This is a genomic window from Synechococcus sp. F70.1, assembly GCF_047502745.1.
Classification (GTDB): Bacteria; Cyanobacteriota; Cyanobacteriia; order Thermostichales; family Thermostichaceae; genus Thermostichus.
In genome coordinates this window covers 8777-22257 of record NZ_JANSJL010000109.1, presented here as the reverse complement: position 1 = coordinate 22257, position 13481 = coordinate 8777, and the positions used below count along the sequence as shown (strand labels likewise).

Genomic DNA, 13481 nt, shown 5'->3' with positions numbered 1-13481 from the left:
AAAACACCCATGGCCTGTAACGACTGCCCCCGTGGGCTTAGCTATGTTAGCAGGCCGTGGGAGGGCTGGACTGGGGCTAATTGAGCCCAAAACTGTGCCTGAGCACGCGAAAGGCCAAAGCTGGGCTCTGCTCTTTGCCATAGGAAGATTGGGTAGAGACCGAGAGGGTCAGCCGCCGTTTGCTGCGGGTGATGCCCACATACAGCAGCCGCAACCGCTCGGCAGCCAAGTCCAAAAAGGCCTGTTCGGTAGGAGAGTTGGCCTGCAGATCCCAGTAGCTTCTGGGGCTGAGCTGCCGCAACTGGGCTACGGCTTCTGCCTTCATATCGACGTCTTCCAAAAACCTCAGCCCCACCGGTCGCTCCTCGTAGTGGGTAGGAAACTCGTAGGCCGACACCTGGGGGATGAAAACCTGATCCCACTCCAAACCCTTGGCCCGGTGCAGAGTGGCAACCGTGATCGTGCCCGGCTCGGGGTTGAAGGCCAAGATCTCCGAGGGCAGGTTGTGGAGGCGGCGATCCAGAATTACCTGAAACTCCTGGGCAACTTCTTGCCAATCGGTCTCGGGCAGGGATCCCAGCACCTGCTCCAGCTGGTTGAGGACATAGCAGCCCACAAACAGCTCTTCCGGCTTGCGGTAGAGGCTTTGGACAATGACATTCAGCACCTCCGGCCAGGGAGACCGCCCGGCCCGCAGCCAACTGGCCAGGGTGCGCAGCAAGCGGCCCAAGTTCTGCCAAGAGGGGCTCTCAGGCAGCACGGGAGCTGGATCAAACTGGGGAAAGAGCAGCCGCTCTGGCAGCGAGGCGCGGATCCAGCCCAGCATCGGCTCCAGATCAGTTCGCGGGATCCCGGCCCAATCGGCCAGGCGATCCACTGCCGCAGCCAGGCGAGCAGAGGAAGTGGGCTCGGCCAACCAGTCAATTACCCCCTTGAGCTGCAGCAGCACCCGTCGCTGGCTGGGGCTGCCCCGCAACAGGTCGACAACCCGCTCCCCTCCCATTTCCCGCAGGTAGTCGAGGGCCTTGCCCCCCAGCTCGTTGGTGGTCACCAGAATAGCCACTGTCTGGTCAGGGAAGGTTTGGGCGGCTGCCAGAGCCCACTGGGCCACCTCCTGCAGCTCCCGCTCGGGAGTGCCGCTGACGCAGCGAAACTCCACCTGTCCTTCGCTGGCTGGGGGATTTGGGCTGCCGGCACTGGCTGGGCGAATAGGCTGGGGGGCCAGGGCAGTGCGCAGGGCTGGGATTGGGTGTTCCCGAGTAACCCAGTCCACCAGGCGGTTGGCTAGCTCCAGGATCTGGGGAGCGCTGCGGCTGGACTCCTGTAGGGAGATGATTTGGGGGCTGGCCTGACAAAAGGCGCGAAACAGCCGTGGCTCAGCCGTGGTGAAGGTGCCCATGATGCTCTGGTTGGGATCCCCTACCCGCACCAGGTTGCCCGTGCGCTGGCTGAGCAGCCGCAGCAGCTCTTCCTGCAGGGGGGAGCTGTCCTGGGCCTCGTCCTCGAACAGGTAGTCGTACCAGCTTTGCACCTGCTGCCGCAGCTCCGCGTCGCGCTCCAGCAGATCCATGGCCTGCCAGCCCAGGTCGTCGTAGTCCAGCTGGCCGCGGCGGCGCAGCTCCGCTTGGTAGGCATCGTACACAGGAGCCGCCCAGCCTAGGTAGCCCTCGCGAGGGAGCGCCTCCGGGCCTAGGCGGAGATTCTTGGCCGTGCTAATTACCGCCTGCACCATCTCCTGGAAGCTGCGCCGGAACCGCCGCCGGTTTTGGGCTACCTTTTGGGGGAAATTCTCATCCGTAGGGATCAAGGGCTCCCAGAGGTGGGTGTGGGAGTTGAGCCAGGCGCGGCAAAGGCGGGTGAGGAGGCGCTCCTGCTCATACCCCTCCAAGATGGACAGCTCTTCCCAAGGGCCTGGGGCCTCCCGCAACACCCGCAGTGCCAGCGAATGCAAGGTAAAGGCTTGGGTAAAGCGATCTGGGTAGCCCGCCTCCTGCAGGCGTTGGTTGATACGGTGCAGCAAGTTAACCCGCGCCGAACGCATGTAGGTAAACACCCCAATGCGCTCCGGTGGGACGCCGCGCTTGAGGATGAGATCGACAATTAGCAGCTCCAGGATAAACGTCTTGCCGCTTCCCGGAACAGCAGCAATCCCCAGCTGCCCCGATTGATAGGCCAAGACCTGTTGCTGCTCTGGACGTAGGATGAGCTGGGGGAAAGGAGAAGCTGCCACGCCCTGCCTCCCTGCCTAGTTGAGGATAAAGGTCTCGATGGCCACCGCCACCCCATCTTCAGTAACAGGAGGGGCAACCCAATCGGCATAGGGCAGCAAGGCCGGCGAGGCATTCCCCATGGCTACCCCGATCCCTGCATACCGCAGCATCTCGATGTCGTTGTCGCCATCGCCAATGGCCATGACCTGCTCTGCCGACACCCCCAACACCTCTTCTGCCAAAAAGCGCACTGCATTGCCCTTGTTGACTGCCGGGTGGGTGGCTTCCAAGAAAATGGGCTCTGACCGCGTGAGGTAGAGCTGCTCGGGAGAATACCGCTGCCGCAGGGATCTCTGGAGTTCCTGCAAAAACTCCGTATCTTCCGAAACCACCAGGATCTTGGTGGGTCTTTGCCCATATTGGGCAGGAGAAAAGATCTGAAATGGCACCTGCGAGCGCTCGGCATAGGCGCGGCTCAAGGGGTTGAGCTCCCGCAAGTAGAGCTGGTCGTCGATGTAGAGGTGCACCCCCACCGGCAGATCCTGCAGCAGCTGCAACAACTCCTCAGTCAGCGACCAGTCCAAGCACCAGTGCTTTAACGTCTTTTGGCTATCGGGATCGCGAATGAGTGCCCCCTGGTAGCTGCAGAGCGGCATATCGGCTCCAATCTCATAGTGAAATCGCTCGGCAGAACAATGCATCCGACCGGTGGCAATGGCCACCCGCACGCCTGCGGCTTTGGCCCTTTGAATGGCTTGCCGCACTGGCTCTGAAACCTGGTTGGAAGGCCCCGCCAGCGTGCCATCGATGTCCAACACCAATAGCCGAATCTTCCTCTGGGCCAAGGGCTGAAGAGATCGCTCTTGAACTGGCACTTCCACTTGCATTGCTCCTCCTCTTGACCGCCTGCCGGCCCCTATTTGCCCATGGGTTAGGGGTCTAGTGCCCATCTCTAGGGGGCTCGCTACAGATTGTAATGGCCTGTAATGCTCCAAGCTGCTGGTTAAGCGGAGCGCGTCCTTGGCCTCTAGCGCCTGAGGAGAAAGCCTACAATTGAGTAAGGACTAGCCCTGTGATGGATAAACTGTGAACATGCTGAAACACATTGGTCGCACCTGCCGCTCTCTGTTGGCTCTTGCCCTGGCTTTGATCCTGGCTTTGGCCCCTGTGAGCGCTGTCTGGGCGCGCAGCGGTGGCCGCATTGGCGGCGGCTCTTTCCGCTCCCCGACCTTCTCGGCTCCCCGCTCTGTCGGCCCTCGCTCGGCTCCCGTGTACCCCAGCTATGGCGGGGGGTTTGGCTTTCCGCTGGTGGTGCCCTTGTTTTGGGGAGGCGGTGGCAGCCTGCTGGCGTTGCTGCTCTTGATTGGGGCCGGTAGCTTTCTAGTGCGCAGCTTGGGCTCGGCTGTTGCCGAAGAAGAGGAAGTTGGCGACCCGCAGGTAACCGTTGCCCAAGTGAAGGTGGGCCTACTGGCCAGCGCCCGCCAACTGCAAAAGGAGATCAATGCGCTGGCTCTGGAAGCGGATACCCAGTCGCCAGAGGGGCTGAGCCAATTGTTGCAAGAGGTTAGCCTTGGCTTGATGCGCTACAGCGACTACTGGGCCTATGGCTATGCCGAGGCGGAGAAGCTGCCCCTCTCCCGCGCCGAATCCCTGTTCTATCAAGCCTCTTTGCAAGAGCGGAGCAAGTTTAGCGCCGAAACCCTCACCAACCGCAACAACCAGATCCAGCAGCTTCCTCAAGCAGCTCTGCGGCGGGCGGCTGCCGGGATCCCCGAGGTTGGCGAGTACCTGGTCGTCACTCTACTGGTTGCGTATCGCGGTAACTTAGGTACACTACCTGTAGTTAAGTCTGTGGCGGAGCTGCGGCAGTGGCTGATGCAGTTGGCCTCCATCCCTGCCGAGCGGATTGTGGCCATCGAGGTGCTGTGGACGCCGCAGCTAGAAGGAGACACCCTGTCGGCAGAGGCGCTGTTGACCGAGTACCCAGAAATGCGGCTCCTCTAAGGTCGCTGGGCTAGGGAGACGGCGGTTGGCGGCTGGGGTGTTTCAAGCCGCGGGCTCCTTGCCGTCCAAGGTAGGGAGGGCCTGTTTCCGTGTCTGGGTTCGATGCTTCAGCAGCCAGGAGCCGTTGTTCTCCGTGGGCCTTGTCCAGCTACACAACTCAAGCAGACTCTCTGCTGGACGAGCTCTTGGAGGAGTTGGAGCAAAGCCTAGAGGAAGAGGGGGTGGAGGAGTATCCCTATTGGGGTACCCGCCCCCCTTTGCTTCCCCGCCGTTCTTCAGCGAGAGGTGGACTGCTGCTGGGCTTGGCTTCGGCAGCCGCGCTGGTGGCAGGTCTGGCCTTCTGGATGACCCTGCGCCCGCAGCTGGTAGTTGATCCCAGCCACGAGAGGCCTGAGCCTGTCTATTCTGCTTCCCTGCCAGCCCAAGAGCTCTCCTTGGCTTCGAAGGATGAAAACCCTCCCAAGTTGCCTGAACAGGTTCCGTCTCAAGAGCCAAGAGGGAAGAAGCCAGAGGCGCCCTCGGCAAGGTTGACAGCGGCCACCAGCCCCTCTGTTGCTCTAGCAGCCGGCCCTCCCCCTTCTGCTCGCGTGTCTAATCCGCCCGCACGGATTCCGCCTCCAGCACCGCCGCAGATGAAATTGGTGGGGTTGATCCACGATCCAGGCGCTCCCAAGGCCTTGATCTTGGTGGACAAAGTGATGCGGCAGGTGCCGGTTGGCCAGACGGTGAAAGGCGAGTGGCGGGTCACCTCCATCAGCCCCCACGGGGTGGCCGTGAGCAATGGCGTCCGCAGCGTTACCCTGCAGTTGGGGTTACCTCAGTCAATTTAGGAGGGAAGCGCACAGATGGCAGTGGGCAGGCTGGGGAAAGGGAGCCGTCGCAGGGCGGGGATTGCCTGCGTGTTGGGATATGTCTGTCTCAGTCTGCTGGCCTGCCGCAGCATGCCTCCTGCACCGGAAGCCTCAAAGGGGATCCCGGCGGCCTACGCCGATCGCCCGCAGCTGCAGGGCAAGGCAGTGGTGGAACTGGAAATCGAGACCGCTGAAGGCCTAGGGCGGGTGCTTCTGGAGATCCGCGGCGATGCGGCGCCTCTTACGGCTGGCCAGTTTGTCGACTTGGTGCAGCGGGGCTTCTACAACGGCTTGACTTTCCATCGGGTGGAGAAAGATCCCCAACCGTTTGTGGTGCAGGGAGGAGATCCCCGAGGGGATGGCACCGGTGGCGCCACCGAGCCAGGCAGCAACCGCCTGCGCACTATCCCTTTGGAAATCCAGGTGCGCGGAGAACCCTACCCCCGCTACAACACTTTGATTGAGGATCCCGTAGCCCTGAGCAAGTTGGTTTTGCCCCATCGTTTGGGGGCGGTGGGCATGGCCCGCTCCAGCCCTCTGGATTCGGCCTCTTCCCAGTTCTATATCGCCCTCTCTGCTCTGCCAATTTTGGATGGGCGCTATGCCGTGTTTGGCTATGTCACCAGTGGCATGGAGTGGGTGGAGCGCATCCAGGTGGGAGATGTCATCCGCTCGGCGCGGGTACTCGAAGGGGCAGAGCTGCTGCGGGTGCCGGGAAGTCCAAAGCCAGCTGCAAACTAGGGATCCCGACCGTTCCCTTGCCAAGAGGCCGCCGTTTCCAGTTGCCAACACCCGATTGGGAAGTGTAGGCCAAGGCGCGGCTTGTCCTGCAAAAGTTATCGGCTCCCCTCCGCCGGATTTAGCGCACCAGATCGAGCAGACGGGCGAAGTAGAAGCGGGTTTGAATGGCTTGTCGTTGCTGGACTTTCCAGCCCCACCCGACAAGGTGGCTGACCAAGGTGGCCTCGCGGTGGAGGTAGGCACGGGTGGTTTTGGTGGATCCAGGGAAGAACTCCCCTACTTTCTTGAGCAGCGTCAGCCAGGGGCTTTTGGGAGCAAAGCTGAAGATCAGGCGGGACTTGGCCAGGCTGGTCAAGTGCTTAAGCATGCGCAGGGCGTCGGCTTCGGGGTAGTGGATCATCACGTCCAGGCAGATGACAACATCGTACTGCCCCGTTAGCTCCTCCAGATCCAAGACCTGAAACTGGGGGTTGTCCAGGGATCCCAGCTCAATCTGCTGCCGGCGACGTGCTTCGTTGACCATTTGTTCGGAAATGTCGCTGGCAAACACCTGCGCCCCACGAGCAGCCAGAGGCAGGCTAAGGCTGCCCACCCCACACCCGGCATCGCAAATGCGCAAACCGGAGGGATCCCCTAGCCACTGCAACACCGTTTCAATCGTGCGGGCATGGCCCAGTCGGATGTCCTTTTGGACGAAGTTAACTTCCTCCTCGCCGTAGATGCGGCGCCAGCGCTCGAAGCCAACGGTGTTGAAATAATTGCGGACAATGGTTTTTTCTTGCATAGAACTCACCGCTGCCCTGCCTTTGCAGGGAAACCCCCCTCTGCCGGGGGCCTTTCTGCCCAATTTTACCCCGAAGCCGCTGCCGCCACTTTTGGAGGCGCTGCTAAGCCAGCGTTCCTATCAGGCTGGCGAACCCAGGGGAGAAGACCGAGATGCAGGCAAGGCTGAGCGAGTTGCAGCCGCTCTCTGTAGGGCATCTTGCAAGATCCGGTCTACCAGCTCCGTAAACGTCCAGCCCAGAGCCGCCGCTGCCTCAGGACAGAGGGAGGTAGGAGTCATGCCAGGCAAGGTATTCACCTCCAGCACCCAGGGGTTCTCGTCGGCGTCCACCCGCAGATCCACCCGCGCCAAACCCTCGCACCCCAGCACCCGATAGGCCTCGAGGCCCACGGCCTCACAGCGGGCTAATCCTGACGAGCTGAGGGAACAGGGGATCAAGTGCCGCGAGCCGCCGGGGGCGTACTTGGCTTCGTAATCGTAGAAATCCCCTCGCGCCGGGATGATCTCAATGGCCGGCAGAACTTGGCCGGAGAGAATAGCAAGGGTAATCTCCTTGCCAGGAATGTAGCGCTCCAGGAAAACCCGCGCTGAGATCGAGCGGGCCAACTCCAGCCCCTGGGCAAACGACTGCTCATCCTGCACAATGCTGATCCCCAGCGTCGAGCCACTGTTGCTGGGCTTTACCACCAGCGGCGATCCCAAGCGCGCCGCACACTCAGCCCAGGAGAGCGGCTGTGCCTCATCCCAGACCAACCAGTCAGGGGTAGGGACCCCTTCGGCACGAAAGATCTGCTTGGAGACCAGCTTGTCCATAGCTAGGGCGCTGGCCAGCGGCCCGGATCCCTGGTAGGGCAGGCCCAGCCAGTCCAGCATCCCCTGCACCACACCATCCTCGCCACCCGGACCATGCAGGGCAATCCAGACGAAGTCGCAGCCAGATTCCCGTTCCTGCCAGAGACGCAGGGGCAAATCTTCCTCCGGGTCGATGAGCTTGACCCGATGCCCCAAGTCCTCCAGAGCCCGCTTGCAGGCTCTCCCTGTCACTAGGGAGATCTGCCGTTCTGCCGAACGGCCTCCCGCTAGTACAACAATGTTCATGACTCCTCCCCACCTCCAAAGCTTTCCCCAGCATTGCCCCCTCCCCTGGCTAGAGGGTGGGACGGCGGCGGCGTAAAAACTCGGGGATGTCCAATCCCCCAGAAGTCGGGGGCTCAGGCTCAGGGGGCTGCCGAGGGGGTGGCTCTGAGGAGGGCTTGCGCGTTCCCACCGAGTTGGCTGTGGAGGTCTTCGCCGCGGGAGGGCTAGCAGCCGATCGCGAGCGGTCAAAACCTGTGGCGATAACGGTGATGCGCACCTCGCCTTGCATGCGCTCGTCTTGCACCGTGCCAAAGATAATGTTGGCCTCTGGATCTACAGCCTCGGCGATGATCTCCGCTGCTACCGTTACCTCGTGCAACGACAGATCCAGTCCGCCCGTGATGTTGAAGAGTACGCCCTTGGCCCCCTCGATGGAGGTTTCCAAAAGGGGAGAGGACACAGCAGTAATGGCGGCTTCGCGGGCACGGGACTTACCGGATCCCATCCCAATGCCCATCAGGGCAGTCCCAGCATCGGCCATGACGCTGCGCACATCGGCAAAATCCACGTTGATCATGCCGGGGATGAGAATGATGTCCGAGATACCTTGCACTCCCTGGCGTAGGACATCATCGGCAACGCGAAAGGCTTCGTGCACAGGGGTTTGCTCAGAGATTACCGAGAGCAACTTGTCGTTGGGGATCACAATCAAGGTATCCACTGCCTCCTGCAGGGCTTGGATCCCTTCTTCAGCTTGCTTGGCGCGCCGCTTGCCCTCAAAAGAAAAAGGCCGCGTCACCACTCCCACGGTCAGGGCGCCGCTAGCCTTGGCAATCTGGGCCACCACCGGCGCTCCCCCTGTTCCTGTGCCCCCTCCCATGCCAGCAGCAATGAAGACCAGATCTGCCCCTTTGAGAATGGCGGCAATTTCCTCGCTGGACTCCTCGGCCGCTTTTTGACCAATGGCCGGATTGCCGCCTGCCCCTAGTCCACGAGTTAGCTTTTGCCCGATTTGCAGACGGTTTACTGTTGGCGCTGAGGATTGGGCAAGCGCCTGGGCATCGGTGTTGATGCTCCAAAACTCGACGCCCTTGAGATTACTAGCTGCCATCCGGTTGACTGCGTTGCCACCTCCTCCCCCCACCCCCACGACCTTGATTTTTGCGGCATTGCTCAGCATGCTTTCCTCTGGATAACCTGCCGCCTTAGTCTGAGCCCCGTTCCCTTCAAAGTTGGCTGCCAGCCCTTCGCCTAGGGAGGGTTGGCTGGAGCAAGAAGAAGCTGAGTGGGCCTGCCCCAGACCCTGATCAGGACTAGGGGAGGAGGTATAAGACCAACTGGATGGCATATCAGCCCTCAGGATATCTTTATTAATTATCCTAGCCAATGCTAAGCATCCTAGCCGATCCTAAGGCAACTCCCCTTCTTTGCCAATGTTAAAAACGTTTTTTGCCAGGTAACAGCTTCCAAAAGGCCTCACTGGGATAGTCTAGGCTCTTTTATGTTCGCTACTTTACTTACGCATCCCCCCTTGAAGTTGAGCTTTCTAGGAATGCTAAATTGCCTACGAACCCATATGCTCTACAGTACATAGAGCTGAAGGAGATAGACTGTTGCCCCTAAAACAGGCTGGTGTCTTCCTGTAAGCTAATCTCTGCTTAGAATACTAGCTCTTGAGGTGAACTGACTCTCGATGAGGCGGCAAATTTGCTGGGCGGCTGTGCCGTCACCGAAGGGGTTTTTGGCTTGTGCCATGCGGGCGTAGGCTTGAGGGTCGGTAAGCAACTCCCGAGCCGCCTCCAGGATCTTTTCGGGGTGGGTGCCGACCAGGCGGGCGGTGCCAGCAGCAATCGCCTCGGGGCGTTCAGTGGTTTGCCGCAGCACCAGCACCGGCTTGCCCAGGGCAGGGGCCTCTTCCTGAATGCCACCCGAATCAGTGAGAATGAAAGTACAGCGCTGCATGGCGCTTACCCAGCAGGGATAGTCCAAGGGATCAGTGAGAAAGACCCGCTCCTGGGATCCCAAGAGCGCTTGCAGGGGCTCCCGCACGACTGGGTTGGGGTGGAGAGGTAAAAGAATAGCCGTATCAGGGAACTCAGCCAAAAGTTGCAGGAGAGCCTTGGCAATGGCTTGAAGGGGATCCCCCCAGTTTTCCCGCCGGTGTATGGTAACCAGCAAAACGCGATAGCGCTCCCAGTCTAGGCCGGGGATAGGACAGGGGATCCCAAGGGAAGCCACCTGCTGTAGGGCATCGATGACGGTGTTGCCCGTGCAGTAGATGGATCCCACCACGTGGCTGCGCTTGAGGTTTTCCACGGCCTGCGGCGTGGGGGCAAAGTGGAGGGTAGCCAACTGGGAGATGAGGCGGCGGTTGGCCTCCTCGGGAAAAGGGTGGTAAAGATCGTCGGTGCGCAGGCCGGCTTCCACATGCCCCACGGGAATGCGTTGGTAAAAAGCAGCCAGGGCGGCAGCAAAGGCTGTCGTGGTGTCACCCTGAACCAAAACCAGTTGGGGCTGTTTCCCTTGCAAGTAGGGTTCTAGGCCGCGCAGGGTGGCTTCGGTAATATCAGCTAGGCTTTGGCGAGGCCGCATGATCCCCAAGTCCCAGTCCGCCTGGAGGCCAAAAAGCCGCATCACCTGATCCACCATCTCTCGGTGTTGCCCCGTCAGGACGACCTCGGTGCGCAGGTAGGGACTGGCCCGCAGGGCCTGGATCACTGGAGCCAGCTTAATGGCCTCGGGCCGCGTACCCAAGATTACAGAAACCAGAGGAGGGGAAGCCATGGGATCAAGGGCAATGGACTAATCTGCTCCGGAGGGCCTTTGGTCGGCAGGGTTCTCAACAGAGACTATAGCCGCCCTTGTCGTGAAGACCTGCCCCACTTTAGCTCTGCCAACAGGCAACCTGGTGGCAGCTCCACCTCCACACGCCCACTAGAACAGATGAAGAGGGATCCTGCAGCCCCCGAAGTCGAAGCGGAGGAACAAGAATCCCTCTCTTTAGGTTGGGTTTTAACGATCTTCTTTCAGCTTTTATCGCACAAAATGAGAGAAATGTTGGTCGTGGGAGAAGGCAAAGCTACTGCTAGGCTTAAATCCACTCCATTTCGTCACAGATGAGAGCAAACACCGTTGCGCAAGTGGCCACCAGCAGCGAGAGGAGAAGGGGCTTGCCGTGAGCTATGCAAACCCCAGCAGCCAAGGAGGCGCCAACAGCAGCAGAAAAAGTGCGGCCTGCCCAATTACCCTTGGAGGGTTTGTCAAAGGGGTTAAACTTGTTAGACATTTCAACCCAAGAGAAGGTAAAGAGTGTTTCCCAGAGTCTGTTTCAGGCTACCATCCTCAGAGGCTATTTCGGCATGATTCAGAGCTGTTCTCAATATTTCTTCGCCTAGGCTTCAATCTTTCGTAAAATTGCACTCAGGCGCTCGTAACCCTCCCGCCGCAGCCAGCTCAACTGCCGCCCTGCCTGCACTCAAGGTCTGGCGGATGACAGCAGCCACTAGCTCGTTGCTGGGAATGCTGTGGATGTGCAGCAGGGGGCGCAGAAAAACTCCCGCACCTGGCCCTCGGAGCAGGAATAGGGGCGGGCGCGGCGGCAGATACTGACAAAGCCGGCGATGGCGGCGCGGAAGTCGCTAAAACTTGGGGTTGCTGCTCCCGCAGCTGTTGGGGGAAAGACCCAAAGCTCTGGGTCGGTGAACTGGGTCAACAGGCGTGTGGCTGCGTAGCAAACCACTCCGTAGATAGAGCAGGCAGGGTCGGGAAGGCCAGGCGTTCCAGCTCAAGGACCTGGGCCACAAAGGTGGCGGCGTTGGCTTCTACCACTTCCCCCAGAGCAAAGGGGGGCAGGGAGGTGGCCTAGAATTGCATCCTGCCTCCAATATGGAGCTCCTCCTAGGGTGGGCTGAGCCAGAGTTTACGCTAGTCTGGTTGCTGGTGGCGGGCATGGGCTCGCTGCAGGGCCTGCCGCACTGCGGCAAAACCGGTTCCCCCGGGGCTAAGCCGCGCAGCCACAACCTGACGGGGATCGATGGCCGTAAAGATATCCCCCTCAAAGGCCGGGTGAAAGCTTTTCCAGCGCTCCAGGGGCAAATCCTTTAACAGGATCCCTTCCGCAAGACAGGTGCGCACAATCCGCCCCACCAGGTCGTGAGCAGTGCGAAAAGGCACTCCTTTGCGCACCAGGTAGTCGGCTACATCGGTGGCATTGGAAAAGTCTGCCTGCACCGCGGCCTCCAGGCGTTGGGTTTGGAACTGGATCCCTTCTCGCAGGAGGATCCGCATCGCCTCTAGGCAGGCTTTGACAGTATCGACAGTATCAAAAAGCCCCTCCTTGTCCTCCTGCAAGTCTTTGTTGTAGGCCAGGGGCAGCCCTTTGAGGGTAACCAGCAGGGCTTGCAGATGCCCAAACACCCGCCCGGCTTTGCCCCGCACCAGTTCTGCCACGTCGGGGTTTTTCTTCTGGGGCATAAGGCTAGAGCCGGTAGCACAGGTATCAGTGAGGGTGACAAAGCCAAACTCCTGCGAGGCCCAGAGGACAATCTCTTCCGAGAGGCGGCTGAGGTGAACCATGATCAAGCTGGCGGCGGCGTGGAACTCTACGAGGAAGTCGCGGTCGCTCACCGCATCCAGGCTGTTGGCACTGATGCGCTCAAACCCCAGCAGATGAGCAACAAACTGCCGGTCGATGGGCAGGGAAGTGCCGGCTAGCGCCCCGGATCCCAGGGGACAGACGTTGACCTCCTCCCGCACTCGCCCCAGCCTTTGCCAGTCCCGCCAGAACATCTCTTCGTAGGCCAAAAGGTGATGGGCTAGGCTAACGGGCTGGGCCCGCTGCAGGTGAGTGTAGCCGGGCAGGATTGTCTCCACGTGCTGGCTAGCCAACTCCAGCAAAACCCCTCGCAGCTCCCAGAGAGAATGGCGGATGGCGTCAATTTGATCCCGCAGGTAAAGGCGCAAGTCGGTGGCCACTTGGTCGTTGCGGGAGCGGCCGGTGTGCAGCTTTTTCCCCACCTCCCCTACCAACGCTACCAGCCGGCGCTCGACGGCGTAGTGGACATCTTCAGCCTCTGGGTCAGGCTGAAAACTCCCCTCGGCTGCCTCTTTCTGGATCTGCTCCAGCCCTTGCCGAATTTGCTCCGCCTCTTCCCGGCTCAGGATGCCGCAGGCCCCCAGCATCTGCACGTGGGCCAGGGATCCGGCCACCTCGTAGGGCAAAAGGCGAATGTCAAAGCTTATGCTGGCGTTGAAGCGGGCAATTTGGGGGTGTAGGGATCCCTCGAAGCGGCTGCTCCAGGGACGGGGGGTGGAAGGTGAGGTTGGCTCAGGCATAGGAACCAGCACCCAAAGAGATGGCTGCCGTGGAAACAAAAGCCTGCCTTGCAATGGCTAGAAGACCCCTGCCAAAGCCCACCTAGCCTTAGTGGGAGCTGGTGATGCTCTTGAGCATGTAGCCCGCCACCAGCCCTATCAGAAGCGCCCAAACTTGGCCTGATTCCACAAAGTTGTTCCAACCTTTGCGGATATCGCCCAGCACATCTTGGCGGAACACCTGGGCAACGATGGCCTTTGTCTGCAAGGCGGGCGGAGCTGGCAGGTAAGAGGAAGTGAAGTTCATGCCCATACCCCCGGTAAAGCTCAAGTAAAGACGGACGAATTCCCCTAGGTAGAGAGTACTGTAAACTCTGCGCGTCACACTAGGGCAGGTGAGGTTCCGTCCCACTAGCGCAAACGGTAGCCCTACCCTTGGCCATCCACTGGAGCTAGGCGGCCTCAGGCTCCGGCAACACCTTCAGCACCACCAGGGTGGTA

At 60.4% G+C, this 13481-nt stretch carries 12 protein-coding genes; 3 read left to right on the top strand and 9 right to left on the bottom strand.

Translation table 11 applies throughout. The features are described from left to right. Nucleotides 1-76 precede the first annotated feature (76 nt). Together NW860_RS10505 and NW860_RS10500 are read right to left on the bottom strand one after the other, a co-directional pair. Nucleotides 77-2230, bottom strand: a complete 2154-nt coding sequence (locus tag NW860_RS10505; RefSeq protein WP_414514073.1) for an ATP-dependent helicase — start codon at nt 2228-2230, stop codon at nt 77-79. 15 nt (nt 2231-2245) lie between these two features. Further along, the gene (locus tag NW860_RS10500) at nt 2246-3097 is read right to left on the bottom strand and encodes a Cof-type HAD-IIB family hydrolase (protein WP_414393356.1); all 852 of its coding nucleotides are present in this window, start codon (nt 3095-3097) and stop codon (nt 2246-2248) included. 205 nt (nt 3098-3302) lie between these two features. On the opposite strand from NW860_RS10500, the gene NW860_RS10495 reads away from it, so the two are divergent. The 3 genes from NW860_RS10495 (at nt 3303) to NW860_RS10485 (ending at nt 5806) form a co-directional block, all read left to right on the top strand. After that, nucleotides 3303-4214: a DUF1517 domain-containing protein gene (locus NW860_RS10495; RefSeq protein WP_414514071.1), complete on the top strand. Its 912-nt coding sequence runs from the start codon at nt 3303-3305 to the stop codon at nt 4212-4214. Between the two features lie 140 nt (nt 4215-4354). Then, nucleotides 4355-5044 (top strand): hypothetical protein, encoded by a 690-nt coding sequence (locus tag NW860_RS10490; protein WP_414514070.1) that lies wholly within the window; start codon nt 4355-4357, stop codon nt 5042-5044. Between the two features lie 15 nt (nt 5045-5059). Beyond that, on the top strand, nt 5060-5806 hold the full coding sequence (locus tag NW860_RS10485) for a peptidylprolyl isomerase (protein ID WP_414514068.1): 747 nt from the start codon (nt 5060-5062) through the stop codon (nt 5804-5806). Nucleotides 5807-5924: 118 nt separating this feature from the next. On the opposite strand, the gene bchM is transcribed toward NW860_RS10485, so the two are convergent. The 7 genes from bchM to NW860_RS10450 form a co-directional block, all read right to left on the bottom strand. After that, nucleotides 5925-6590 (bottom strand): magnesium protoporphyrin IX methyltransferase, encoded by a 666-nt coding sequence (gene bchM, locus NW860_RS10480; RefSeq protein WP_414393348.1) that lies wholly within the window; start codon nt 6588-6590, stop codon nt 5925-5927. Between the two features lie 120 nt (nt 6591-6710). After that, nucleotides 6711-7688, bottom strand: coding sequence for a D-alanine--D-alanine ligase (locus NW860_RS10475; RefSeq protein ID WP_414514066.1), 978 nt, complete (start codon nt 7686-7688; stop codon nt 6711-6713). 49 nt (nt 7689-7737) lie between these two features. Beyond that, nucleotides 7738-8847 carry a cell division protein FtsZ gene (gene ftsZ, locus NW860_RS10470; protein WP_414393345.1) on the bottom strand — a complete coding sequence of 370 codons (1110 nt, stop codon included), beginning with the start codon at nt 8845-8847 and terminating at the stop codon, nt 7738-7740. Between the two features lie 467 nt (nt 8848-9314). Then, entirely contained in the window at nt 9315-10451 is a 1137-nt protein-coding gene (gene wecB / locus NW860_RS10465; RefSeq protein ID WP_414514064.1) for a non-hydrolyzing UDP-N-acetylglucosamine 2-epimerase, read from the bottom strand. Nucleotides 10452-10758: 307 nt separating this feature from the next. After that, nucleotides 10759-10953, bottom strand: a complete 195-nt coding sequence (locus NW860_RS10460; RefSeq protein WP_414514062.1) for a hypothetical protein — start codon at nt 10951-10953, stop codon at nt 10759-10761. Nucleotides 10954-11591: 638 nt separating this feature from the next. Continuing rightward, nucleotides 11592-13001, bottom strand: coding sequence for an argininosuccinate lyase (gene argH, locus NW860_RS10455; RefSeq protein WP_414514060.1), 1410 nt, complete (start codon nt 12999-13001; stop codon nt 11592-11594). An 88-nt stretch (nt 13002-13089) separates the two neighbouring features. Then, entirely contained in the window at nt 13090-13365 is a 276-nt protein-coding gene (locus NW860_RS10450) for a hypothetical protein (RefSeq protein WP_414514058.1), read from the bottom strand. Nucleotides 13366-13481 lie beyond the last annotated feature (116 nt).